Here is a 23,474-nt window from a genome sequence, read left to right as displayed (position 1 = left end):
GGCAGTGGCTTCAGCGAGCTGAGATACGGAGATCAGATCAGCCGGCCGGCTCCGGTTGCGGGACCGGGGTCACGGTGGTGTCCGGGGCCTCATCGGTCGAACCCGCGGGGGCCTCGTCACCGACGGGCTCGTCGGTCTGAACCGGCTCCTCGGAGTACGACGCGCCCTCGGCGGTGGCCGGCGCCGGGGTGGCCGGTGTGGTGGCCGCGTCCGGCTGCTGGCCGTTCTGCCGGAAGTCGACCTGGCCCATCGTCGCGTTGGTGCAGGCGCTCTGCTGGGCGCCGGCGGTGTCCACGCTCTCGGCGGTCACGGTCACTTCGCCGAGATCGGTCTTGCACAGGTCCGAGGCAATCTGCGCGGCCGTGGTGACCGGCACGTTGGTCAGCACGCCTGCGGTACCGATCGACAGATCGACCTTGCCGTCCTCGGGCTGGGCGGCGGCAATGGCTGCGCCACCGAACAACAGCAGGGCCCCGCTCATCGCGGCGCCGGCGGTCATACGCGTCATCATGGTGTTCTTCATCGAGCATCCTTTCAGTCAGTGGGAGCGGTTCGGTCTCACTACGAGCTGACTGACTCGTACCGACGGCAGATCGGATCTGCCCGGACGCGCAAGCGCGCCCCCGCTCCTCGGTCACCGAGGTTCACCGTCGCGTCGAGCAATCAAACCCGGAAGAGACCTGGATCACTCTCGACGTGGGCGGCCGGCTACCTTCTGCGGGGCCGTGTGACCAGCGCAGATGGCGACAGAGCAAAGAAGGTCACGATAAAAAGAAACCGCCGGGTGTGGATTGCTCCACACCCGGCGGCCGAAAGACGACAGATCAGCGCTTGCTGTACTGAGGCGCCTTGCGGGCCTTCTTCAGGCCGTACTTCTTGCGCTCGATGGCACGCGGGTCGCGGGTCAGGAACCCGGCCTTCTTCAGTGCCGGGCGATCCTCGGGCTGCACCAGGATCAGCGCACGAGCGATCGCCAGCCGCAGCGCGCCGGCCTGGCCGGACGGGCCGCCACCATCGAGGTGGGCGTAGATGTCGAAGCTGTCCACCCGATCAACGGTCACCAGCGGAGCCTTGATCAGCTGCTGGTGCACCTTGTTCGGGAAGTACGCCTCCAGCGAGCGCCCGTCCAGATTGAACTTTCCGGTTCCGGGAACCAGGCGCACGCGAACCACGGCCTCCTTGCGGCGGCCGACGGTCTGGATGGGGCGATCGATGTAGACGGGCTCGCGCGGGGCGGCCTCTTCGACACCTTCTTCGACGACGACGGTTTCTTCGACGTACTCACCGGTCGGGGTCTCGACGACCTCTTCGGTCACTTCGGTCACTTCGGCTTCGGTCACTGCGCCACCTGCTTGATCTCGAACGGAATCGGCTGCTGCGCGGCATGCGGATGCTCCGGGCCGGCGTACACCTTCAGCTTCTTCTGCACCTGACGGCTCAGCTTGTTGTGCGGGAGCATCCCGACGATGGCGTTCTCGACCACGCGCGTGGGGTGCGTGTCCAGCAGCTCGCCGATGGTGCGCCGACGCAGGCCACCGGGGTAACCCGAGTGGCGGTAAGCGAACTTCTTGGTGAGCTTGTCTCCGCTGAGGGAGACCTTCTCGGCGTTGATGACGATGACGAAATCGCCACCGTCGACGTTGGGCGTGAATGTCGGCTTGTGCTTGCCGCGCAGCAGCTTTGCTGCTTCGACGGCGAGCCGGCCGAGCACCACGTCTTGGGCGTCGATGACGTACCACGAACGCGTGGTGTCACCCGCCTTCGGCGTGTAAGTAGGCACAGTGCTTACCTTCTCTTCTCTCGGGTTACGTGCCGGTCCGGCGCATGCGATGAGGCTCCCGGCGACCGACATTGACCCGGGGCCCGTATGCCCTCGAAAGGGCAGCACACGCCGACGGTGGAGCTTACCGGCAGACATCTGCCCAGGTCAAAACGCGTCCCAGCGGGCGAACTGCACCGTCAGTGGACGGAATCGGTCTGGTCGGGCACCAGGGTGCCATCGGCGCGGCGCAACGGGCCCGTACCGCCGTCGGGTTCGATATAGCCCTCGGTCGCACATGAGTACGGTTCGGCCTGCTCGGCGGGGTCGATGAACATCGGATTGATGATCCAGCGCCCGTCGGCGTTGTCGTAGGCCGTGCACATCAACTCGTCCTTGTTCCGGTTGATCGCCAGCCGCAGGGCGGTCGCGTCATCGAGGAAGCTGATATCGGTATCGGAGTCCCCGGCGCCGAACGCGGCCCGGCGAGGTTCGGGCTGCTGCTGATAGGCGGCAGGCCCGCTCACCCCGAACACCTGCTCGTTGACCCGGCAGCGCTTGCCCTCGATGTACGGGATGGAGAGCTCGCCGCCGCACGGGACCAGACGCGAGGTCACCACGTCCCCGTCGCGTTCGGTGCGGACGCCCATCACCTTGTCCGCGGGGATACCCAACTCGGCGGCCCACACCCGGACCACCGGCTCGGCCGAGGCCGAGATGATCCGGACGTCGAAGCCGTTGGCCTGCAGAGCACCGATCAGATCGCGCATCTGCGGGTAGTAGCGCACCCACCCGGTCTGCTCGGTGGTCCCGACCTTCTGCTCGGTGCCCTCGGCGGCATCCAGGTTCTCCCGGCGGGCCTGTTCGACGAACCCTTCGAGCTCCTTTTCCGGCCAGCCCGCGAGCATCTGCGCCGCCCAGGCATAGCCGGGTTCGATCCGGCGGGCGTTGTACCCGGCGAACGCCGGCTCATCGGCCGTGGTCTCGGCCTCGCTGTAGACCGACACCAACTCGTCGGCGCAGCGGGTATCGGTATCGGTGGGCATCGGCTGCCCGGGACCGGCGGCACCGCAGGCCCGGGACAAGGCTCCCGCAGCGGCGGGGGTGAGATAGGGGCTCGTGGTGGACCAGTCCCCGCCCTTCGGCGCGCGCAGCTTCCCGTTGCGGACCATCCAGAAGAAAGTGGCATCGCCGATGTCGTTCTTGACGACGGTGTTGTCCCAGTCGAACAGCGCCAGCGGAGCGCCGTCGGCGATGTCGCCGGGGGCACCGCAGCGTCCGATCTCCGCCAGCATGGCGTCGATACGCGCGCGATTGTCGCCGTACCAGCCGGGGTCGTCGGCCAGCACCCGGCAGTCCGGCGCCGAGGCCGCACCGGTGGTGCTCGCGGCGCCCGTGCTCTCGGGTGCGGTGCTGTCGGCACGTTGGCCGTCAGCACGTTGGCCGTTGTCGGAGCTACACCCCGACAGCGCCAGGGTCACCACCGCCGAGGCGGCGAAGACGGGCAGGACCATCCTGCGGACATGGGTGAACACGGTCATCTCCTGAGTGGGGGGGGGGGACGGATCAGGTCAGTTCGTCGGGGTCGGCCGCGGCCAGTGCGCGCGAGGTGTCCTTGAGATCCACCCCGGAACGTCCGAGCGCCACGGCTCCGCCGACCAGACCGGCGGCGACCCGGGCCGCCTCGGTGTAGCCGAGCCCGTCGGGTGGATGGATATTGGATATGCAGTTGCGGTCGGCGTCGGTGCGCCCCGGTCGCGGCAGATGGGTCAGGTAGATGCCGAGGCTGTCGGCCACGCTCAGACCGGGCCGCTCACCGATGATCACCAACAGCGTGCGTACCCCCTGGGCCGCGGCGATGTGATCGCCTAGGGCGACTCTGGCCTGTGTCGCGATCACCGGCGGCGCCATGGAGTAGCGGTCGCCGAGCGCCGAGACCAAGGCGGCCAGCAGTTTGGCACCGTGATGGCTCAACGCCGTCGGCGAGAGTCCGTCGGCCAGCACGAAACCGATATCGGCGGGACAGGCCGGGACCTGGAGGGACTCGGCGGGCATCCGGCCGAGGTCGGGCCGGCGCAGGTACTCCTCGCGGGAACCGGCCCGGCTGGTCACCACCGCAGGCTCCCCTATTCCCACCGCGCGCACGGTGTCGGCGAGTTCTGCGGTGTCCAGCGGTATGTGGACCGCGTCCCGTGCGGCGGCGTGCGCGGCAGCCAGCTCCAGCACCTGTCGGGTGGGCAGTGCGGTGCCGGCCCGGCCCAGTCCGATCCTGGCCTGGGTCGTCTTGCGCAGCTCGTCCCAGAACTCTTGAACGGCAACATCTGTCGGCTTGTCGCGCATGGCACTCCTCATGGTGCGGAGGTCAGCGCACGCAGCGGTGAGTGCGTCAGGTCGAAGGGGGTCAGCCGGCCGGTGTCGTCGACCATTCCGACGCGTTTGAGCCAGGCCTCGAACTCCGGGGCGGGCCGCAGCCCCAGGGTCCGGCGGGTGGTCAGCACATCATGGAAGGACAGGCTCTGGTAGCCGAGCATCACATCATCGGCGCCGGGCACGGTGATCACGAACGCCGCCCGGGCCGCCGCCAACAGCGTCAGCAGGGTGTCCATATCGTTCTGGTCGGCCTCGGCGTGATTGGTGTAGCAGACGTCGACGCCCATGGGCAGGCCCATCAGCTTGCCGCAGAAGTGATCCTCCAGCCCGGCGCGGATGATCTGCTTGCCGTCGTAGAGGTACTCCGGTCCGATGAATCCGACGACGGTGTTCACCAGCAGCGGATCGAGGTCGCGCGCGACGGCGTAGGCGCGGGTCTCCAGCGTCTGCTGGTCGACCGGCTTGCCACCGACACCGAGATGGGTGTGGGAACTCAGCGCGGACCCCTGCCCCGTCTCCAGGTACATGACATTGCTGCCGACGGTGCCGCGCTGCAGGCCCAGCGCCGCCTCACGCCCCTCGCGCAGCAACGAAATATTCACCCCGAAAGCGGAATTCGCGCCCTCGGTACCCGCGATGGACTGGAAAACCAGGTCCACCGGCGCACCCGCTTCGATCAGTCCGATGGTCGTCGTGATGTGCGAGAGCACGCACGACTGCACCGGGATGTCGTAGCGGGTGCGGATCGAATCCAGCAGATCCAACAGATCCGCGGTGGCCTGCGGGGAATCGGTGGCCGGGTTGATCCCGATGACCGCGTCACCGCACCCCAACAGCAGACCGTCGAGGACCGCGGCGGCGATACCGCGCGGGTCGTCGGTCGGATGGTTGGGCTGCAGTCGGGTGGCCAGCGTGCCCGGTAGGCCGACGGTGGTGCGGAACGCCGCGGTGACGGTGCATGCCGCCGCCACCGCGATCAGGTCCTGGTTGCGCATGATCTTGCTGACCGCGGCGACCATCTCCGGGGTCAACCCCGCAGAGATCGCCGCGATGTGCGCCGCGGCATCGTCCCGCGACGCCGTCTCCAGCAGCCAGTCCCGCAGACCGCCCACCGTCAGCCCCGACACCGGGGCGAAGGCCCGGCGGTCATGGCTGTCCATGATCAGCCGGGTCACCTCGTCGGTCTCATACGGCACGACGTCGGTGTTGAGGAAGGTCTCCAGCGGCAGGTCCGCCAACACCCACGCGGCGGCCGCGCGTTCGGCGTCGTGTTCGGCGGCGCATCCGGCAAGCTGGTCACCCGAGCGCAGTGGCGTTGCCTTGGCCAACAGCTCCACGAGTCCGTCGAAGGCGTAGTTCACGCCCGAGACCTGCTGCCGGTAGATCACTTGAGTTCGCTCTCCGCCTTCGCGAGCATCGCGAATTCTTCGTCGGGCGAGTTGGCCACCAGCTTGTGCCGGCTGTAGACCGCGAAATACAGCATGAACGCGGCGAACACACCCAGGCAGATGCCGGCGGCGACCGGATCGACAAGGAAGGTGGCGATGACGGCGAAGACACCGATCACCAGGGCGAAGCCGGTGGTCATCACGCCGCCGGGGGTGCGGTAGGGCCGCGGCATGTCCGGCTCGCGGCGGCGCAGCACGATGTGGCTGATCATCATCAGCACATAGCTCAGCGCGGCGCCGAAGACGGCCATGTTCAGCAGGGTCGCACCCTGTCCGGTCAGCGACAGCCCGAAGCCGATCAGTCCCGGAACGATCAGGGCCAGCGTCGGCGTCTTGCGAGAGTTGGTGACCGACAACGCCTTGGGCAGGTAGCCGGCCCGAGACAGCGCGAACAGCTGTCGCGAGTAGGCGTAGATGATCGAGAAGAAGCTGGCGATCAGACCGGCCAGGCCGATGTAGTTGACGACCCTGGCCGCGGTGCCGTCGCCGAGCGCCTCGACCAGAGGGTTGCCCGAGCCGGACATCGCATCGGCACCACCGGCGCCGGTGGTCAGGATCAGGACCGTCGCGCAGGTGACCAGCAGGACACCCATTCCGGCGATGATGCCGCGCGGGACGTTGCGCTCCGGATTGGCGGTCTCCTCGGCCGCCAGCGGCACGCCCTCGATGGCCAGGAAGAACCAGATGGCGAACGGGAAGGCCGCCCAGATTCCGAGGTAGCCGTTGGGCAGCCAGCTCGACGCGCCCGCCGCGGTCTCGTCGACCGCCATGTTGGTCAGGTTGGCGATGTCGAAATGCGGAACAGCGGCGATCGCGAAGACGATGAGACCCACCAGGGCGATCGCGGTGATCACGAACATCACCTTCAGCGCCTCGCCCACACCGGCCAGGTGGATGCCGATGAACACGGCGTAGGCGGCCAGATAGACCCACCAGCCGTCGGTGATACCGAACAGGCCGAGCGACTCGACATAGGCACCGATGAAGGTGGCGATGGCCGCGGGGGCGATGGCGTACTCGATGAGAATGGCTGTGCCGGTGGCGAAACCGCCCCAGGGCCCCATGGCCCGCCTGGCGAAGGTGTAGCCGCCGCCGGCCGCAGGCAGCGCCGAGGACAGTTCGGCCATCCCCAGGACCAGCGCCAGGTACATCCCGGCGATGATCACCGCGGCGATGGCCAGGCCACCGAATCCACCCTGCTCCAACCCGAAGTTCCATCCCGAGTAGTCGCCGGAGATGACATAGCTGACGCCGAGGCCGGCCAGCAGCACCCAGCCCGCGGTGCCCGATTTGAGCTGTCGTTTTTGCAGATAGTCTGCGCTCTCGAGGTGTTCTTCGACACCGGCCACTTGAAAACTCCTTCATTGACAGTGCAATTGCGCTCGATCGACGGTGATCGGGGGCGCCGGAACGGGCGTCTCCGCATCTGCCAGCCATCGGCTGACCGGGAAGCGTTCGACTGCCTTGTACGAGTCAGCCTAAAGGTCGGTTACCCGACCTTTGGTTAAGTAGTATCGCCCGTTACCGGCGCGCTGTCCAGCCCAACATGGCCTCGAAAGCGCACCGAATCTATGCAGTTCGCCGGGATACCGGGGTCCACTGGCGCGCGGTGTCCGGCATCGGGTCCGTCGGACAACCCTTTTGGGCTTCATGCAGATTGGCCGCCGCCAAGTCGGCCATATCGCGCCAGAAGCTCACCCTGTCGATCGCCAGTGAACCCACCGCTACCGACCGCCACCGCGCGATATGCGGTGCGAAGAACCGGTTTTCGTCCAACAACTCGTTCGTCGCCATCACCAGCGCGCCGTCCACCGGATCGGCGACGGACAGTGTCCGCCACAACCGGATGGCGCGGCGCAACCTGCGGCGGTGTTCGCGCAGCGCAGACAACAGCCAGCGCACCGCGATCCGGCCGTTCTCGTCGATCCAGTCCGCATCGCAACAACTGCTGACGAAGGCACTGTGCGACTTGACCGACGCCTCCAGTGCCGTCAACACGTCGACCGCCTGCGCGGGCACATCGGTCATATCGGCTCGTCCATCAGGGGCACGCCCACCACGATGCGCGCGGCGTTGTGCCCGGCGACCCGACCGGCGCGCGGGGATGCCGGTCGCTCGCCGGACAGACCCTCGACCCCATCGGGCAGCTTGTCGTGCAAGATGGCGACCCGGCCCTGGGCATCGATACCCACGCCCACATCCAATGACGAGCGCCCCGCAGCACGCCGCGCCAGCCGTTGCGCATCGCTGTCGGCGTCCGGTGCCACCCGCTCGACGACATAGGGCACGCCCTCTTCCTCGATACCGGCGAGCACCTCGCTCTCCAGTGCGCCGCCCGAGCTCAGCACCAGGATCGCGGGCTTCTCGGGCTGGCCCCCCTCAAGCATCGACCTGTGCCCTGTCGCGCTCCCGCGAACGGGCGGCATAGGAGGCCACCAGACCGGACGCCACGGCATTTCGCGGCCCCTCGGTACCGCGCACATTGCCGGTACCGCAGACGATTCCGTACGGCGCGACCGCATCGGCGATCAGCTCGGGAATCTCGAAATCCAGTGCGCACCCGCCCAGCAGCACCACGAAGCCGATCTGGCGGAGATCACCGTGCGGCGCGACCGCGCGCAACGCGCGCAGGGCGTTGACGACGAAGACCCGTTCCTTGGCGGTCCGGCGCACCGTGCGGATTCGATCCAACGAGTGCCGGGTGGGGATGGGACTCATCCCCATCTCCGAGAGCGTCACCACCCGCGCAAACGCGTTGGGCGGCAGTGGCTTGTCGAAGAACTGCACGGTGCCGTTCTCCAGCCGGACGTGAAAGAAGCTCTCCGCCTTGCCCAATGGCAACCGCTTGATGTCCTCGGCCAGTTCCAGGTTGTCCAAGCCCAGTTCGGCGTCGATGAGCTTGGTCACCAGGTCGCCGGCGCCTGCCAGGTGGACGGCCTGCACATCACCGGAGCGCTCGATCACCGCGGCATCGGTCGACCCGCCACCCATATCGAGGACGACCAGTGGCTTCTCGGTGCCCGGTGTGGTCAGCGCACCGAGCACGGCCATCTCGGCCTCCACCCCGCCCACCACCGCCGAGATGCGGGTGGCACCCGCGTCGCGCAATGCCGTGGCCACCGCGTCGGCGACGGCCTGCATCCCGCTCTCCTTGGTGCGCACCATGGCCGCCAGTGCGACCGCATTCTCCAAGGCCACCTCACCGGCCACCCCGCCGCGCACCTCCTGGGGAACCAGGGTGTCGATCGCCAGCAGATCCTTGATGCGCACATCGGCCAGCGCGTGTTTGGACAGATCCGCCATGCTCTGCCGGACGTTGGCGATCATGCCGCCGGTGTTGGTGCCCGACTCCCCGAGCACGTCCTGGAGTGGGCTGACGCGCTCGACCTCGGCCATGATCTCGGCCGCGCCACGCGAGACGTCGATGAGGCCCCGCTTGGACGCCCCGATGAACTCCAGCGAACCCGCCGGGATCGTGCGGTCTTCCACATCACCGGACGGGGTGCGCACCACCACCGCCGACCGGTTACCGGTCAGCGCTCTGGCCACCGGGGAGACCACCCGGGTCTGGTCCGGATCGAGCTCGAAAATGGTGGCCAATCCATAGGCATTCGACAGCGTGCGGATGGATTGTCCCGGTGCGACGACCTCGACGGCGGCGAGCATGCCTACCGGGACGGCGTCCACGCGGGATACCTCGTCGATGATCGGGATCTTGATGACCAACCGATTCGCGACCAGGACCGCATCATCGTTGCCGAGGATCGCGCCGTTCACGTCGACACCACGCTCGACGGCGTTGTTGATGGTGGTGGCGGTCCATTCGAAGTCGGCGCCACCGGGCACCAGGACGATCACGGGATCGCCCGGGTTCACCTCGTCGAGCGACCCGATATCGACGATGACACCGACACCGAGCCCGCGGCCCCCGGGAGTGCGCGGGTCGTGCCCGATCATCGTCGACTCGGTGATGATGGTCTCGGTGATGGTCTCCATCGCCAATCCGCTGATCACCGGGGTGGCCTCGTTGAGCAGGATCAGATCCAGCTCGCCCACCGTGATCCCGGCGTTCTGCACGGCGCGGGTGACCGCCTTGACCACACCCTCGGCGTTGCGGACGGTGCCCTTGATCCCCGAGGTGCGGGTCAACGCGCCGCCGAGATAGACCACCGAGCCGGTCTCGTCTATCCGGGCGACGCTGCCCTCGGTTGTCGAGTTACCGATATCGACCCCGACCACCGTGACACTCACCAAAGACCTACCTCTCTGCTGCGAGCACGCGCCGGCGGTCAGACCGCGGCGGCGACGGTGAACTTCGGCGTCACCTCGACGGGCTTGCTGCCCTTGCGGATCTGCTCGGTCTCCTTGAGGTGCAACAGTGCCGCCTTGGCCTGCCAGCGCGGGCGGGCCATCTGATCGTTGAGCGTCGGAACCGGCTCCGGGGATTCACCCTTGGCGTACTGCGCGGCGTTGGCACCGATACTGCGGTAGGTGTCCAACGTGAGCAGCGGACACTGGGGGAACAACTCCAGACTCGACAACCGGGGCAGATCGCGCTGGTGGATCATCGCGGTACCGCGGGAGAGGATGCCGATCCCGATACCCGAACCGGAGAGTTTGGCCGCGGTGTGCGCCAGCACGGCCAGATCGGCGCTGTGCCAGACCCGGATGCAGCGCGCGGTCACCTCCTGCTCCTCGATACCGGCCAGGATCTGCCGGATCACCTCGGCGTGTGGCGTGTCGACGATGGTCTTGCTGAAGAAGTCGGCGAAGGCCGGCGAGATCGCCAGCACCACTTCGTCACTGCGCGATCCGCGCTGCGCCGGGCCGACCTCTTCGAATGACAGTGAACGCTGTTCTTCGCCGATCGTGGTCGACATGGTCACTCCACCTCCATTTCCGGGTTGGCAGCGCTGGTCACATGGCGCAGTCGCTTCATTTCCTCCCACCGCGCCCCCGAGGGTCGGTAGCCGGTGTCCGGGCCGTTGTAATCGTTGGCATCGTTGACCGCCGACAACGGTTGCAGGTCACGCGTCATGATCGCCGATGTCTGCAACAGATCACCGGAAATACGCTGCCGCAGAACGGTGAACAGGTTCCGCGCGATATCGGAGAATCCGGTGGCCTCAAGCGCCTTGACCAGATCCAGGCCGGTGATACCGCGGTCCATCACCTGCTGGGCACCCTTGAGATCCTCCAGCACATCACGCGGGATGCACTCGCGACTGCCGTTGGCGTACACCGCGGCATCGATCTCGGCATCGCTGATCGGCGGCAGGTCGAGGTGGGCGAACACCGCCTGCAATGCCTTCGCCGCGCGGGTGCGCACGGCCAGGATGTCGGCTTCCTTGACGTGGCGCAGACCCCCGTCGATCTGCAGGTCACGCTGGATGGTGTTGAAATCGTCGAAGTCGTCGCTGTCGAGGTTCGATCCGGCGAACATGTTGTCGTAGTTCGGGACCGCCGAGTAGCCCGAGCAGACGAAGTCCGTCCCCGGCATCATCTGGGGCATCAGCCGCGCGGTCCGGCGCATCGGCGAATGCGAGAACGACTGGTCGTTGCCCGAAGCACATTCCAGGTCCACCGCCGAGGCGATCAGGTTCTCGGCGGCCACCGCACGGATGCCACCCGGCACCGCGCCGGGCACACCGATACAGGAGATCGATCCGTTCTGCAGACCCTGTACGCCGGCACCCTTGGTCACCAGGATGCAACGAATCTCCAAGTACAGCATGGACTTACCCTGCGCATTGCCCATCTGGACCTCCGAGCCGGTGCCCGAGGTGAAGCGCATCTTTATCCCGCGCGACGCGTAGGCCGAGGCCAGGAACGCCTTGGAGTACGGCGTGTCATCACCGTCGACGAACACCGGCTCGGTGCCGTACACCGAGATCGTCTCGGCGTAGGCGGTGATCCCGCGCATACCGAGATCCAGTTCGGTGGCCTCTTCGAGCGCGCACTGGGTCAATGGTCCGCCGGTGCCCACCTGGCTGCCGATCTGCTGTGCCATGGCCACCAGCGGCGCGTAGCGCACCACGCCCAAAGTCGTTTCCATCTCCGCGAATCCGCGAATGGATGCCTCGGCCGCCTCGCAGACCACCTGCACCGGGTTGTCCCGCGCGCTCGTGCAGTGGGCCTGGTTGGCCGGCGTGCGGCGGGCCCGCATCTTCTGCATCGCCATCATGATCTCGACGATGTTCAACGTCTTGGCCACCGCCAGCAGCTTCGCCGGTGTCAGACCCTTGGTCACCGCGATGACCTCGGCGCGGGTGACGGTGGGGTTGACCAACATCATCGCGATCTCGGCCGCCGGAATCGCCATCGAGGCCTCGGTGGTCTCGACGTCGATCGCCTTATCGGCGATGAACTGGTCGATGAAGTCGAAATCGGCTCGCGCCACCCCGTCCATCTCGACAATGACGCCGCCTTCGACCCGGACGCTGGGCTCCGGATCAAAGGCGCTTTCCATGGCGACCATGCCGACCTCGGGCCATTCCTCCACGAAGCCGTCGAGGTTGACCGGGCGGTCCCCCAACAACATCGTGCGGTGCGAGTGGCGGACACCATCCTTGCCGGTGGCGGGATCGTGCGGGACTGCTGAAGCGGTCATTGTCCAGGGGCTCCTATTCGCTTTCGGCCAAGATGTCGCGGCGTTCGTAGACGTCGGCGGCCTCACGCACCAAGGTGGCGAGATGCTCGGCGTTGTAGGTGTCGAGCAGTTCGTCGGCGATGGCATCGAGTTCGGCCTTCGTCGATGCGTTGGGACGCAGCGCGTTGTAGATCTGCAAGACCCGCTCATCGGAGATGACCGTCATCTCGGCGGCCCGCCGCATGTTCGCCCCGATCTGGGTACGCCCGGCCTTCTCGGCGATCTGCGCCTGCAGGCGCAGCGCTTCCGGGGTGATGCGCAGATCGGCGGCCTCGATGTCACCGGCGATCACCGCATCCATGGTGACCGCGTCGAACGGCTTACCGGTCGGGGTGAACAGCAGATCACTTCGGTGCACGCTCAGCGGGTAGTCCACCGCCGGGTCCAGGTTTGGTTCCGTCATGAACTCTCCCAAAGGTTCGGGGCGGGAGGCGCTCCGCCGCGGGGTGTGTGACGTGTCGCCCTGCACGTGTCGCCCATTGTGTCGCCCGTCACGTTGCACGAGGGTTGCACCGTCCACCCGGAGGGCATCGCACTGACCGTTCGGCTAGTTGTCGGCACCGGAATGCGTGGACGCGATCACGGGCGGTGGCCGGTTGTGGCTAGGGTCGGTGCCTGATGGACAGTCGCCACACAGTCGTCGATGCCCTTTCCGAGCTGCCGCGGCTCGGCGGGTACTTCGCACTGAAGACCCTGGATGACCCCGACTCTGTGGAGCTCGCGCGGTTGGCCGACCCGGAGACGACGCGCTGGTTCGTCTCCGCAACCAGGGCGGCGATCGCGGCATCGATGGCGGTCGACGTCGAGTCGATCCCGGTGCGCGTGGCCGCATCATCGTTCCAGTTGGGCGTCGCCGCGCGGCTGCTGTCCCCGCTGGTCGGTTCGGCACTGTGTCATCAACGCATTCCGATCCTGGTGGCGGACAACGTGTTCTACCGGGTCAGCGCGCACCACCCGGATTTCGGCACCACCGTCGACGAACTACGAGCCACCGAGGATCCGGCAGCTGCCGGCGCGGCGATCTGCGCGCTGCTGCCCGATCTCTTCGACCCCTTGCACGACACGCTCCGCGCGGTGACCGGGCTGCCGACGCGGGTGGCGCTGGGAAATCTGACATCAGCGGCCAACGGCGCGGTCACCGTCCTGGCGATGACCCGCCCGGACCTCGAAGCCGCGGGCAGGGACCTGGTCGCTGCGCTGACCCGGCATACGCCGCTACGTGACACCGGCGATTTCGGGCGGGGCACCTTCACCCGGAACAGTTGCTGCCTGTTTTATCAGGCACCCGGCGGCGGGCTCTGCGGAGACTGCGTCCTACCCGCCGCCCGATCATGAGCCGGTGCGGCTCGCAGATCCGTGCAACGTTGCTGCAACGCCATCATCGCTATCCTTCGGCCGCCAATGGCAGGACGGAGTCAGTCATGAGTTTGTCACCCCACCGATACGTCCCGATTCCACCGCCACGACGCCGTAGTGGCACCAGCAACGCATATGAAATAGCCAGTGTCCGTGGCACTTTGACCGATCACCAGCGACTGCGAACCACCCTGGTCATCGACGATGAACTGGTCCGGCACGGTTTGACCCATGTGATGTCCTGTATCGAAGAGATCCACTTCGTCGGTGATCTTCGACACGGTCCCGAGCTCGCCGAACGCATCCGGCTGCTGCAACCAGAGCTGCTGGTCCTGGGAATGCCGCCGACGGGCACGTTGACCGATTTGCTGACCGAACTGGACAGCACGGTGAAGGTGGTCGTGGTGACCGACAGTGAGCACGCCGATATCAACACCGTCGAGCTGCTGCGTGCCGGCGCCGACGCGCTGGTGGACCGCCGCTCACCGGCCACCGACCTGCGAGCCACCTTCGCCAAGGTCGTCAGCGGGCAGCCCGCCCTCGACGCCCTCAGCGTGCAGTCGCTGATCACCGAGTTGCGCTCCCCTCCGGTGTCCCGCACCGCGGGCGACACCAGACTGCTCACCGCCCGCGAACGGGATGTCCTCAACGAACTGGTCGAGGGCCTGGACAATCGCACCATCGCCGGTCGATTGTTCGTTTCGGAGGCGACGGTCAAGTTCCATCTGCACAACATCATGAACAAGTTCGGGGTGCACAAACGCGCCGCGCTGATCGCGGCGGCCCTGCGCGGTGCGGACGCCACCGGGTGAAGGCATCCCCGACGCGACACCGGCCGACCACCACGACCCGAGGAATCCACGATGACCACGAGCTCTCCCCCGACGCGGGTGCCGTGCACGCTGCCGGTCGAACTGGCGCTACGCGGACATCGCGTGACGGTCGTCGGAGCCACCGCCCGTGCGGCCGTCACCGTGGCCGAACTGTTGGAGGCGGGCGCGTTGGTCACGGTGATCGGCACACACGCCACGCCGTATCTGAGCGACCTCGCCGAGCGCGGCCTGGCCACCGTCCTGTATCGGAGCATCCAGCCCGGCGATATCGACTCGGCGGCAATGATTTTCGCCTCCACCGATGACGAAGACCACAACCGGTGGATCGCCGAGACGGCACGCGAGCTTGCGGTGCTCTGCGTCATCGACAACGGGCCGAGCGGACAGCGCGCCGGGCGACCGGGCATGGGCCGGGTGATCCTGGTCGGTGGCGGTCCTGGGGACCCCAGCCTGCTCACCGTCGCCGGCCGGGACGCCATCGTCGCCGCCGATACCGTCGTCACCGATCGACTCGCCCCGGTCAGCGCGTTGAAACGGCTTGCCCCGCATGCCGACATCATCGACGTTTCGAAGATCCCCGGTGGGCGGCGCACCGAACAATGGGACATCAATGCGCTGCTGGTCTCCCGGGCGCTCGACGGCCAGGTGGTGGTGCGCCTCAAAGGGGGTGACGGGTTCGTCTTCGGCCGCGGCGGCGAGGAGCTCGACCATTGCGTCCAGGCCGGTGTGCCGGTCGAGGTGATCCCCGGTGTCAGCTCGGCGATCGCCGCACCGGCATCGGCCCTGATCCCGGTTACCCATCGCGGGCTCACCCAAGGTTTCACCGTGGTGTCCGGCCATGTGCCTCCCGGGCATCCCGAGTGCACCGTCGACTACGCCGCGCTCGCACATGCCAATACGACCTTGGTGTTGATGATGGCGGTCGCCAACCTGGCGTCCATCGCCGCGGCGTTGACCGCGGCGGGGATGGACCCGGCCACCCCGGCCGCGGTCATCGCCGACGGCAGCCTGTCCAGCCAGCACGAGGTGCGCGGCACGCTGGGCACGATCGCCGGGCTGGCCCGCGCGGCAGGTATCGAACCGCCCGCGACAACGGTCATCGGCGCGGTCGCCGGGTTCGTACCCGGCCGGGCGCCTGCGCAGCGGGTCGCACAGACACACGCCTGACCCGCTCTCGCGGTTCAGCTCTGCAGGGCGGCGTCCACGGTCTTGGGCACCGTGGCCAGTGCGCGGCCGACCGGGCAGACCTGGGCTGCCTGCTGTGCGAGTCCGACGAATTCTTCTGCGCTGCGGCCGATACCGCGGCCGCGTACCGTTAGCGCCACGTCGGCGATGCCGAAGTCGACCTCCGGGCCGCCCTGGGTCACCACCACTTCGACGTGCAGGCCGACCGGCTCATCGGGGCCCGCGTCGAGCAAGGCGGTCAACTGCATGGCATAACAGGACGCGTATGCCGCAGCCAACAATTCCTCGGGAGAGGTCATCGTGGCGGCGTCTGCGGCCCGTGCCGGCAGCGAGTAGGGGAACTGCCCCTGCCCGGAGGTGGCCAGCTGAATCGTGCCGGAACCGGTCACCAATGCGCCGTTCCACTCCGCGATCGCCTGTCGTGCGCTCATGTCATCTCTCCTCGTCACGCGGAACCGACGCGGCACGCTCGCCGCCGGGCTGCCAGAGCACATCGCCCCCGGGATTCTCCACACGGGCGAGGATGAACAACAGATCGGACAGCCGGTTCAGGTACCGCAGGGCCGCATCGTTGACCTCTGCCTGTCCTGCCAACATCCAGGCGCTGCGTTCGGCGCGGCGGGCGACCGTGCGAGCGTGATGCAGATGGGCCGAGGCCGTACTGCCGCCAGGCAGGATGAAGCTACTCAGCTTGGCCAGGCCCGCGTTGAACTCGTCGCACCAGGATTCCAGCTGCGACACCTGTTCGTCGGTGACCCGCAACGGCGGGTACTCCGGGTCCGGTGTGATCGGGGTGCACAGATCCGCGCCCACATCGAACAGGTCGTTCTGGATGTGCTGCAGCACCGCCCCCGTGGCCGGACCCACACCGCCTGCGGCGATGGCCATTCCGATCACCGCGTTGGTCTCGTCGCAGTCGGCGTAGGCGCCGACACGCACATCGGCCTTCGCGACCCGCGACATGTCCCCCAGTGCGGTCGTCCCGGCATCACCGGTTCTGGTGTAGATCCTGGTCAAATGCACTGCCATGGTGTGTACCTCGCACTCCCTTCGTTCAGACTGTGCCAGTTCAGACGATCGCCAGGGCGAGGCCCGCGGCAAGTCCTGCGCCGATCAGCGGCGCGACCACCGGCACCCACGCGTAATCCCATCCGGCATCGGATTTGCCCTTGATCGGCAGGATGGCATAGGCGATCCGCGGACCGAGGTCGCGGGCGGGGTTGATCGCGTAACCGGTCGGCCCACCGAGCCCGAAGCCGATCGCCATGACCACGAATGTGACCGCCGCATAACCCAATCCGCTGTTGACATCCGCAGGATTGGTCAGCACCCAGAAGATCAGCACGAAGGTCGCGATGACTTCGGTGACGATGTTCCACGGGATGTTGCGCACCGCCGGATATGTGCAGAAGATTCCGCGGGTGCCGCTGTTGTCGTCGTTGTTGTCATACTGCAGCTTGAAGACCGCCCAGCCCAGTACCGCACCGACGAAGCCGCCGGCGAGCTGTGCGGCCCAGTAGACCGGCACACTCGACCACGGCACGTCGCCGGATATCGCCACCGCCAGTGTCACCGCCGGGTTGATATGCCCACCGGCCGGGCTGGCGATACTGGCACCGGTGAACACACCGAAGCCCCAACCCAATACGATGACCAACCAGTCTCCCCCGCCGCCGTGCGAGTAGGAGTTCTTCAGGACGACGGCGGCAACCGAACCGTTACCGATGAGGCACAGCACCGCCGTGCCGAGGAACTCCCAAATGAAGATGTCGATATTGGACACTGACAGCAATCCTCCTGACGGGCCCCGATCGCGATGACGATTCAACGAAAAGTATTCGCGCCCCGGCAGCGGATGTGATGATTCACCCGAGCTACCAACCGATTTACTGTCCGCGATACTGAACTTTCGGTTAGGACCGGTCAGCAGCCGGTGGCGAACCTGTCCCCCACCGGCTGCCGCGCCCTAGAATCGGCAGTGCCATCAACACTGCCTACTGCTGCCCGATTTCCCTGCAGCCGAACCATTTCCGAAAGGCCCTAGATGACCTCGCTACCTCTACAGAAAGCGCAGGCGGTCCTGGCGGCCGCCATCGCCAAAGCCGACGAGATCGGCCAACCGATGAACATCGCCATCGTCGACGACGGAGGGCATCTGATCGCCTTCGCCAGGATGGACGGCGCCATCAAGGCGAGCATCGACATCTCGACCCGCAAGGCGCGGACGTCGATCCTGATGAACGCTCCGACCAGTGCCCTGATGCCGCTCGCCCAGCCCGGGGCCGAGCTCTACGGTCTGGAGCAGACCAGCGGCGGTCTGGTGATCTTCGGTGGCGGTATCCCGCTGGTCGTCGACGACGTGGTCGTCGGCGCGATCGGGGTGAGTGCGGGCAGCGTCGAACAGGACGTCACGGTGGCCGAGGCCGGCGTCGCCGCGCTCTGAGCGCTCAACACATTTCAGCCCTGCGGATCCGCGGATCCGCAGGGCTGAAATGTTTTCGCCTGACTGTCGCCGTCACCGGCTAGGAGACGTCGACCCAATCGAGGGTGCGCTTGACGGCCTTCTGCCAGCCGGCGTATCCGTCGTTACGCTGCTGCTCGGACCACTGCGCGCTCCAGCGCTCGCCCTCCTGCCAGTTCGCGCGCAGGTCGTCGGGGTTGTCCCAGAACCCGACCGCCAACCCGGCCGCATACGCCGCACCCAGCGCGGTGGTCTCCGCGACGACCGGCTTGACCACGTCGACACCGAGGACATCGGCCTGGATCTGCATGCACAACGAGTTCGCGGTGATCCCGCCGTCGACCTTCAACACATCGAGGTGCACACCGGAATCGGCTTCCATCGCGTCGATGACATCGCGACTCTGGTAACAGATCGCCTCCAGAGTCGCCCTGGCCAGGTGGGCGTTGGTGTTGAAGCGGCTGAGGCCCACCACCGCTCCGCGCGCGTCCGAGCGCCAGTACGGGGCGAACAGACCGGAGAAGGCCGGAACGAAGTAGACCCCGCCGTTGTCCTCCACCTGCCGCGCCAGCGATTCGCTCTGTGCCGCGCCGCTGATGATGCCCAGTTGGTCGCGCAACCACTGCACGGCCGAACCGGTCACCGCGATCGAACCTTCCAATGCGTAAACCGGTTTCGCGTCACCGAACTGGTAACACACCGTGGTCAGCAGACCGTTCTCGGAGCGGACGATCTTCTCACCGGTGTTGAGCAGCAGGAAGTTGCCCGTGCCGTAGGTGTTCTTGGCCTCACCGGCCTTCAGGCACACCTGGCCCACCATCGCCGCCTGCTGATCGCCGAGGATGCCGGTGACCGGCACCTCGCCGCCCATCGGACCGGAGGCCAACGTCATCCCGTAGGGTTCCGGCGAGGACGACGGCCGGATCTGCGGCAGCATCTGGCGCGGAATCCCGAAGAACGACAACAGTTCGTCGTCCCAGTCCAGGGTCTCCAGGTTCATCAGCATGGTGCGACTGGCGTTGGTGACATCGGTGACGTGCACGCCGCCGCGCGGACCACCGGTCAGATTCCACACCACCCAGCTGTCGCTGTTACCGAAGATCGCATCCCCATTCTCGGCGGCCTCGCGTACCCCGTCGACGTTATCGAGGATCCACTGGATCTTGCCGCCCGAGAAGTAGGTCGCCGGTGGCAGACCCGCCTTCTGCCGGATCACATCGCCCCGGCCGTCGCGGTCCAGTGCGGTGGCGATGCGGTCGGTTCGGGTGTCCTGCCAGACGATCGCGTTGTAGTACGGACGCCCGGTATGGCGATTCCACACCAGCGTGGTCTCACGCTGGTTCGTGATGCCCAGTGCCGCAATATCTTCGGCTTGCAGATTGGTCTTGTTGAGCGCTGACGTGAGCACCGACGCGGTGCGCTCCCAGATCTCCACCGGGTTGTGCTCGACCCAGCCCGCCTGCGGCATGATTTGTTCGTGCTCGAGTTGGTGGCGTCCCACCTCCGCGCCGGCGTGATCGAAGATCATCGCACGGGTGCTGGTGGTGCCTTGGTCGATGGCCGCGACGAATTTGGGCAACGCTGCTCCTGACGCCGAGATGGGTTCTTGTGCAGTTGAGGGTGGTGCAGCCGCGGACGTGAGCTTGAGCCGGAGATCGGGGGGAGTTTCGAACCCAAGCTCACGCCCGCGGAGATCGTGGGTGCAGTTTAGAAGAAACCCTGCGCCTTGCTGCTGTAAGACACCAGCAGGTTCTTGGTCTGCTGGTAATGATCGAGCATCATCAGGTGGTTCTCGCGTCCGATGCCGGACTGCTTGTACCCGCCGAACGCCGCGTGCGCCGGGTACTGGTGGTAGCAGTTGGTCCACACCCGGCCCGCCTTGATATCGCGCCCGGCACGATAGGCGGTATTGCCGTCGCGGCTCCACACTCCGGCGCCGAGGCCGTAGAGGGTGTCGTTGGCCAGATCGATGGCATCGTCGTAATCCTTGAACGAGGTCACCGCGACAACCGGTCCGAAGATCTCCTCCTGGAAGATCCGCATCTTGTTGTGACCGGTGAAGATCGTCGGGGCGACGTAGTAACCGCCGTTGAGGTCACCGCCGAGGTCGGCCCGCTCACCGCCGGTGATCACCTGTGCACCTTCGCTCTTGCCGATTTCGATGTAGGACAGGATCTTCTCCAGCTGGTCGTTGGAGGCCTGCGCGCCGATCATCGTCTCGGTGTCCAGCGGGTCGCCCTGGCGGACTGCCTTGGTGCGGATCGCGGCCATCGCGAGGAACTCGTCGAAGATATCGGCCTGGACCAGGCTGCGCGACGGGCAGGTGCACACCTCGCCCTGGTTGAGGGCGAACATCGTGAAGCCCTCCAATGCCTTGTCCTGGTAGTCGTCGTTGGCGGCCAGCACATCGTTGAAGAAGATGTTGGGGCTCTTGCCGCCGAGTTCCAGGGTGACCGGGATCAGGTTCTGGCTGGCGTACTGCATGATCAGCCGGCCGGTGGTGGTCTCGCCGGTGAAGGCGATCTTGGCGATCCGGTTGGACGAGGCCAGCGGCTTGCCCGCCTCGACGCCGAAACCGTTGACCACGTTGAGCACACCGGCGGGCAGCAGGTCACCGATGATCGACATCAAGTAGAGCACCGAGACCGGCGTCTGCTCGGCCGGCTTGAGGACGATGGCGTTGCCTGCGGCCAACGCGGGTGCCAGCTTCCAGACCGCCATCAGGATGGGGAAGTTCCAGGGGATGATCTGTCCGACGACGCCGAGCGGCTCGTGGAAGTGGTAGGCCACCGTCTCGGGATCGATCTCCGAGAGGGAGCCCTCCTGCGCCCGGATGGCGCCGGCGTAGTAGCGGAAGTGGTCGACGGCCAGCGGGATATCGGCGTTGAGCGTCTCGCGGATCGGCTTGCCGTTGTCCCACGATTCGGCCAGCGCGATCGCTTCGAGGTTCTCCTCGATCCGGTCGGCGATCTTGTTGAGGATGATCGCGCGCTCGGCGGCGGTGCTCTTACCCCAGGCCGGCGCGGCGGCGTGCGCGGCGTCGAGAGCCTTCTCGATATCGGACTCGTCGGAGCGGGCGACCTCGCAGAACACCTCACCGGTGACGGGAGTGCGGTTCTCGAAGTAGCGGCCCGCGTTCGGGGCCACCCACTGGCCGCCGATGTAGTTGTCATAGCGGGCGTCGAACGACATCAGGGCGCCCTCTGCGCCCGGACGTGCGTAAACAGTCATGGCATTCTCCTGCGTTCGGACACTTTCGAGTGTGTCGGTCGTCACTCAACCTAGGGGTTGCAACGTTGCATGACGGTTGCAATTGGCAACGCAGTTTCGTTCAGCCGAGTTCGGCGTCGAGTCCGATCAGGTGGGCCCGGGCGCGAGCCCGCTCCACGGGGTCGACGGCACCGTGCTCGGCGAGCAACTGCCAGCCCCGGCGATCATCCCGACCGTCCGGAAGACCCAGCCAATGCCGCAACAGCGCCAGGTTGCCGCGCGCGGATTCGGCGAGCACCGCACCGCGCAGGCTGGTGGTCAATTCGGTGCGCAACCGCGCGATGGCCGGCGACACCGACTGCGGCAACAGCGAACCGGCGTATGCGGACAGCGCACCCGCGACATCCCCGGCCTCAAGGGCATCGAGCACATCACCCATGTCACTGGCCACCGTTCCGACGAGTCGGTACGGGCGCGATGCGATGTGGTCACCGCCGATGACCCGGCGCAGCCGCGACATCTCGGCGCGGATGGTGACGACGTCGAGATCCTTGTCGTCGAGCAGCATCGCCAGATGGTCGGCGCTCAACCCCTCCGGGTGACGGATCAGTAGCACCAAGATGTCGGCATGGCGACCGGTGAGCACGACCGGGCCTGCCGCACCCGCCTGCCAGCGCGGCCGGTCGGCGCCGAGTACCGAGAGCAGTGCCCCCTCCCGCGCGCCGTCGTCGGGGCCGGCGAGACGCAGCAGTGCGAGTTGGTTCTCGACGGCCACCGCGGTGGCTCGGACCAACGCCAGCGTCTGCGGCGTGGCCACCGACAGATCGCCGGTCAGGTCGATCGCTCCCAGCAGCGCACCGCTGCGCGGATCGTGGACCGGTACCGCAGTGCAACTCCACGGATGGACGATCCGGGAGAAGTGTTCGGTGCCGCAGATCTGTAGTTCGCGGTCCAGCGCGAGGGCTGTCCCCGGCGCATTCGTCCCGGCGGCGTGCTCGCTCCAGTCGGTACCCGGCACGAAGTTCATCGCCTCGGCCTTGCGGATGGCCCGGCGGTCACCCTCGACCCACAGCAGCGTGCCGTCCGCTGCGGTGATGGCCACCACGACGCCGGCGTCGACGGCATCCTCGACCAGCAGCCGCCGGATCAGCGGCAGGGTCGGCGCCAGCGGATGGGATCTGCGTAGATCATCGAGGGCCTTGGCCGCCTCGGTCGCCCGCCCGCCGGTGTCCGGGTCCACCCCGGTCGCCAGACTGCGCTGCCAGCTCTCGGCGACGATCCGGCGCAGCGGAGACGAGTCGAGATAGGCCGCATCGACCTGACCTGCGACGAAAAGGTCGTGGACGGCACGCACCTTCGCCGGCTGCGCTCGGCTGCCGGACGTCCTCGCTACCACCATGCTCACACTCCCCGCGGTGCGCCGATCGCCGGACGCACCGCACTCTCAAGCCAGGATAGTGGACCGCGTCACAGTGCAGCGGTGTTCGTCGACTCCGGGCGTCGCAATCGTGTCCCGCTCAGCCCTCGGCCGGCCCGATCAGCCCCAGGCGCCGGCGGCCCGCCGGTCGGTGGCCGACACCTCGTCGGCGCCGTCGCGGACGGCATTGCCGAGCCGGAGCAGGATGTCGTTGAGTCCGGCGGCGGACTGGTTCCACCGCACCTGCTCGGCCCGGTAGGCCTCCGCCGCCTGGGCGGTCCAGGTGTGTTCCAACGGTGCAATCTGCGCCCGCAGCTCCTCCAGCGCGGCATTGAGCCGGGCCGAGACGGTGTGGATCTCCCGCCGCACGGTGTGCTCGATCTCGTCGAAGTTGTAAGTCAGCATCATGTCCATGGCGAATCCTTCACAGCTCGTTGGCGACGGCGGCAAGCTGATGTGAGTGGCTCTCGGCGGCTTCCCGCAGGGTCTGTTCGTTGAGGCGGATGGTCTCGGCGATCCGCCCCAGGGAGGCATACAGCGCGATCGATTCGGTGTTCCAGCGATCCACCACCTCGCGGAAGCGCACCGCCGCCGCGCCGCCCCACACCGAGGCAGGCACGCTGCACATCCGTCCGATGAACGAGCCGAGCATCGCCCGGATCTCGTCATTGCGGGCGTCGATCTGACCCGAGACCGCATGCATGAGGTCCAGGTCGGTGGTCAAAGCGGGCATTCGGGTGTCCTCCTCGTGAAGTGCCGTCCGGTGTCAGACGCGCTCTATCTGTC

At 66.9% G+C, this 23,474-nt stretch carries 25 protein-coding genes; 4 read left to right on the top strand and 21 right to left on the bottom strand.

Annotation, left to right across the window (positions count from 1 at the left end; genetic code table 11):
• Window positions 1–37: 37 nt before the first annotated feature.
• From G154_RS11525 to G154_RS11465, 13 genes are all read right to left on the bottom strand, one after another.
• On the bottom strand, window positions 38–523 hold the full coding sequence (locus G154_RS11525) for a hypothetical protein (protein WP_019511338.1): 486 nt from the start codon (window positions 521–523) through the stop codon (window positions 38–40).
• Window positions 524–824: 301 nt separating this feature from the next.
• Window positions 825–1,340 carry a 30S ribosomal protein S9 gene (gene rpsI, locus G154_RS11520; protein ID WP_019511337.1) on the bottom strand — a complete coding sequence of 172 codons (516 nt, stop codon included), beginning with the start codon at window positions 1,338–1,340 and terminating at the stop codon, window positions 825–827.
• Window positions 1,337–1,780 carry a 50S ribosomal protein L13 gene (rplM, locus tag G154_RS11515; RefSeq protein ID WP_019511336.1) on the bottom strand — a complete coding sequence of 148 codons (444 nt, stop codon included), beginning with the start codon at window positions 1,778–1,780 and terminating at the stop codon, window positions 1,337–1,339. The genes rpsI and rplM overlap by 4 nt, the downstream gene beginning before the upstream one ends.
• Before the next feature lie 179 nt (window positions 1,781–1,959).
• Window positions 1,960–3,300 (bottom strand): HAD family phosphatase, encoded by a 1,341-nt coding sequence (locus tag G154_RS11510; protein ID WP_019511335.1) that lies wholly within the window; start codon window positions 3,298–3,300, stop codon window positions 1,960–1,962.
• 25 nt (window positions 3,301–3,325) lie between these two features.
• Window positions 3,326–4,111: an ethanolamine ammonia-lyase subunit EutC gene (gene eutC, locus G154_RS11505; RefSeq protein WP_235215552.1), complete on the bottom strand. Its 786-nt coding sequence runs from the start codon at window positions 4,109–4,111 to the stop codon at window positions 3,326–3,328.
• Window positions 4,108–5,517: an ethanolamine ammonia-lyase subunit EutB gene (locus G154_RS11500; protein ID WP_019512316.1), complete on the bottom strand. Its 1,410-nt coding sequence runs from the start codon at window positions 5,515–5,517 to the stop codon at window positions 4,108–4,110. The genes eutC and G154_RS11500 overlap by 4 nt, the downstream gene beginning before the upstream one ends.
• Window positions 5,514–6,926, bottom strand: coding sequence for an ethanolamine permease (eat, locus tag G154_RS11495; RefSeq protein WP_019512317.1), 1,413 nt, complete (start codon window positions 6,924–6,926; stop codon window positions 5,514–5,516). The genes G154_RS11500 and eat overlap by 4 nt, the downstream gene beginning before the upstream one ends.
• Before the next feature lie 220 nt (window positions 6,927–7,146).
• Complete coding sequence (locus G154_RS11490) at window positions 7,147–7,605, bottom strand: hypothetical protein (RefSeq protein ID WP_019512318.1); 459 nt, start codon at window positions 7,603–7,605, stop codon at window positions 7,147–7,149.
• On the bottom strand, window positions 7,602–7,964 hold the full coding sequence (locus G154_RS11485) for a glycerol dehydratase reactivase beta/small subunit family protein (RefSeq protein WP_019512319.1): 363 nt from the start codon (window positions 7,962–7,964) through the stop codon (window positions 7,602–7,604). The genes G154_RS11490 and G154_RS11485 overlap by 4 nt, the downstream gene beginning before the upstream one ends.
• Complete coding sequence (locus G154_RS11480; protein WP_019512320.1) at window positions 7,957–9,828, bottom strand: diol dehydratase reactivase subunit alpha; 1,872 nt, start codon at window positions 9,826–9,828, stop codon at window positions 7,957–7,959. Before G154_RS11480 ends, G154_RS11485 begins: the two co-directional genes overlap by 8 nt.
• A gap of 38 nt (window positions 9,829–9,866) precedes the next feature.
• Window positions 9,867–10,457 (bottom strand): propanediol/glycerol family dehydratase medium subunit, encoded by a 591-nt coding sequence (locus G154_RS11475; protein ID WP_031601356.1) that lies wholly within the window; start codon window positions 10,455–10,457, stop codon window positions 9,867–9,869.
• A 2-nt stretch (window positions 10,458–10,459) separates the two neighbouring features.
• On the bottom strand, window positions 10,460–12,187 hold the full coding sequence (locus tag G154_RS11470) for a propanediol/glycerol family dehydratase large subunit (protein ID WP_019512322.1): 1,728 nt from the start codon (window positions 12,185–12,187) through the stop codon (window positions 10,460–10,462).
• A 13-nt stretch (window positions 12,188–12,200) separates the two neighbouring features.
• A complete protein-coding gene (locus G154_RS11465; RefSeq protein ID WP_019512323.1) occupies window positions 12,201–12,629 on the bottom strand; it encodes a diol dehydratase small subunit in 429 nt (142 codons plus the stop codon).
• A gap of 215 nt (window positions 12,630–12,844) precedes the next feature.
• On the opposite strand from G154_RS11465, the gene G154_RS11460 reads away from it, so the two are divergent.
• The 3 genes from G154_RS11460 (at window position 12,845) to cobA (ending at window position 15,582) form a co-directional block, all read left to right on the top strand.
• Window positions 12,845–13,561 (top strand): (2Fe-2S)-binding protein, encoded by a 717-nt coding sequence (locus G154_RS11460; RefSeq protein WP_019512324.1) that lies wholly within the window; start codon window positions 12,845–12,847, stop codon window positions 13,559–13,561.
• Between the two features lie 182 nt (window positions 13,562–13,743).
• Window positions 13,744–14,394 carry a response regulator transcription factor gene (locus G154_RS25530; protein WP_019512325.1) on the top strand — a complete coding sequence of 217 codons (651 nt, stop codon included), beginning with the start codon at window positions 13,744–13,746 and terminating at the stop codon, window positions 14,392–14,394.
• 51 nt (window positions 14,395–14,445) lie between these two features.
• Window positions 14,446–15,582 (top strand): uroporphyrinogen-III C-methyltransferase, encoded by a 1,137-nt coding sequence (cobA, locus tag G154_RS11450; protein ID WP_045546375.1) that lies wholly within the window; start codon window positions 14,446–14,448, stop codon window positions 15,580–15,582.
• A gap of 14 nt (window positions 15,583–15,596) precedes the next feature.
• On the opposite strand, the gene G154_RS11445 is transcribed toward cobA, so the two are convergent.
• From G154_RS11445 to G154_RS11435, 3 genes are read right to left on the bottom strand one after another with little or no spacing between them, the layout of a single operon-like run.
• Window positions 15,597–16,031: an OsmC family peroxiredoxin gene (locus tag G154_RS11445; protein ID WP_019512327.1), complete on the bottom strand. Its 435-nt coding sequence runs from the start codon at window positions 16,029–16,031 to the stop codon at window positions 15,597–15,599.
• Between the two features lies 1 nt (window position 16,032).
• Window positions 16,033–16,629 carry a cob(I)yrinic acid a,c-diamide adenosyltransferase gene (locus G154_RS11440; RefSeq protein WP_019512328.1) on the bottom strand — a complete coding sequence of 199 codons (597 nt, stop codon included), beginning with the start codon at window positions 16,627–16,629 and terminating at the stop codon, window positions 16,033–16,035.
• A 40-nt stretch (window positions 16,630–16,669) separates the two neighbouring features.
• Window positions 16,670–17,383 (bottom strand): MIP/aquaporin family protein, encoded by a 714-nt coding sequence (locus tag G154_RS11435; RefSeq protein ID WP_019512329.1) that lies wholly within the window; start codon window positions 17,381–17,383, stop codon window positions 16,670–16,672.
• Between the two features lie 261 nt (window positions 17,384–17,644).
• Here G154_RS11435 and G154_RS11430 point away from each other — a divergent pair, with 261 nt between their 5' ends.
• Window positions 17,645–18,043, top strand: coding sequence for a heme-binding protein (locus G154_RS11430; RefSeq protein ID WP_019512330.1), 399 nt, complete (start codon window positions 17,645–17,647; stop codon window positions 18,041–18,043).
• A 79-nt stretch (window positions 18,044–18,122) separates the two neighbouring features.
• Here G154_RS11430 and glpK read toward each other — a convergent pair whose 3' ends face one another.
• The 5 genes from glpK to G154_RS11405 all read right to left on the bottom strand — a co-directional run bounded on the left by glpK (window position 18,123) and on the right by G154_RS11405 (window position 23,421).
• Window positions 18,123–19,640 (bottom strand): glycerol kinase GlpK, encoded by a 1,518-nt coding sequence (gene glpK, locus G154_RS11425; protein WP_019512331.1) that lies wholly within the window; start codon window positions 19,638–19,640, stop codon window positions 18,123–18,125.
• Window positions 19,641–19,768: 128 nt separating this feature from the next.
• Window positions 19,769–21,292 carry an aldehyde dehydrogenase family protein gene (locus G154_RS11420; RefSeq protein ID WP_023985363.1) on the bottom strand — a complete coding sequence of 508 codons (1,524 nt, stop codon included), beginning with the start codon at window positions 21,290–21,292 and terminating at the stop codon, window positions 19,769–19,771.
• Between the two features lie 100 nt (window positions 21,293–21,392).
• Entirely contained in the window at window positions 21,393–22,670 is a 1,278-nt protein-coding gene (locus G154_RS11415; RefSeq protein WP_023985362.1) for a GAF domain-containing protein, read from the bottom strand.
• 138 nt (window positions 22,671–22,808) lie between these two features.
• The gene (locus G154_RS11410) at window positions 22,809–23,102 is read right to left on the bottom strand and encodes a WXG100 family type VII secretion target (protein WP_019512334.1); all 294 of its coding nucleotides are present in this window, start codon (window positions 23,100–23,102) and stop codon (window positions 22,809–22,811) included.
• A gap of 10 nt (window positions 23,103–23,112) precedes the next feature.
• Window positions 23,113–23,421, bottom strand: a complete 309-nt coding sequence (locus G154_RS11405; protein ID WP_019512335.1) for a WXG100 family type VII secretion target — start codon at window positions 23,419–23,421, stop codon at window positions 23,113–23,115.
• Between the last annotated feature and the right edge of the window lie 53 nt (window positions 23,422–23,474).

This window comes from Mycobacterium sp. VKM Ac-1816D (genome assembly GCF_000416385.1).
Classification (GTDB): domain Bacteria; phylum Actinomycetota; class Actinomycetes; order Mycobacteriales; family Mycobacteriaceae; genus Mycobacterium; species Mycobacterium neoaurum_A.
This window is presented reverse-complemented; position numbering and strand designations above follow the sequence as displayed.

Bases quoted from the DNA above. Each gene is read 5' to 3' on its own strand.
- G154_RS11430 (WP_019512330.1), top strand. From the start codon at position 17,645: ATGACCTCGCTACCTCTACAGAAAGCGCAGGCGGTCCTGGCGGCCGCC.
- G154_RS11465 (WP_019512323.1), bottom strand. From the start codon at position 12,629: ATGACGGAACCAAACCTGGACCCGGCGGTGGACTACCCGCTGAGCGTG.
- G154_RS11415 (WP_023985362.1), bottom strand. From the start codon at position 22,670: ATGGTGGTAGCGAGGACGTCCGGCAGCCGAGCGCAGCCGGCGAAGGTG.
- G154_RS11440 (WP_019512328.1), bottom strand. From the start codon at position 16,629: ATGGCAGTGCATTTGACCAGGATCTACACCAGAACCGGTGATGCCGGG.
- G154_RS11470 (WP_019512322.1), bottom strand. From the start codon at position 12,187: ATGACCGCTTCAGCAGTCCCGCACGATCCCGCCACCGGCAAGGATGGT.
- G154_RS11485 (WP_019512319.1), bottom strand. From the start codon at position 7,964: ATGCTTGAGGGGGGCCAGCCCGAGAAGCCCGCGATCCTGGTGCTGAGC.
- G154_RS11475 (WP_031601356.1), bottom strand. From the start codon at position 10,457: ATGTCGACCACGATCGGCGAAGAACAGCGTTCACTGTCATTCGAAGAG.
- eutC (WP_235215552.1), bottom strand. From the start codon at position 4,111: ATGAGGAGTGCCATGCGCGACAAGCCGACAGATGTTGCCGTTCAAGAG.
- G154_RS11420 (WP_023985363.1), bottom strand. From the start codon at position 21,292: ATGACTGTTTACGCACGTCCGGGCGCAGAGGGCGCCCTGATGTCGTTC.
- G154_RS11525 (WP_019511338.1), bottom strand. From the start codon at position 523: ATGAAGAACACCATGATGACGCGTATGACCGCCGGCGCCGCGATGAGC.
- G154_RS11460 (WP_019512324.1), top strand. From the start codon at position 12,845: ATGGACAGTCGCCACACAGTCGTCGATGCCCTTTCCGAGCTGCCGCGG.
- G154_RS11445 (WP_019512327.1), bottom strand. From the start codon at position 16,031: ATGAGCGCACGACAGGCGATCGCGGAGTGGAACGGCGCATTGGTGACC.
- G154_RS11410 (WP_019512334.1), bottom strand. From the start codon at position 23,102: ATGGACATGATGCTGACTTACAACTTCGACGAGATCGAGCACACCGTG.
- G154_RS11490 (WP_019512318.1), bottom strand. From the start codon at position 7,605: ATGACCGATGTGCCCGCGCAGGCGGTCGACGTGTTGACGGCACTGGAG.
- G154_RS11510 (WP_019511335.1), bottom strand. From the start codon at position 3,300: ATGACCGTGTTCACCCATGTCCGCAGGATGGTCCTGCCCGTCTTCGCC.
- G154_RS11405 (WP_019512335.1), bottom strand. From the start codon at position 23,421: ATGCCCGCTTTGACCACCGACCTGGACCTCATGCATGCGGTCTCGGGT.
- cobA (WP_045546375.1), top strand. From the start codon at position 14,446: ATGACCACGAGCTCTCCCCCGACGCGGGTGCCGTGCACGCTGCCGGTC.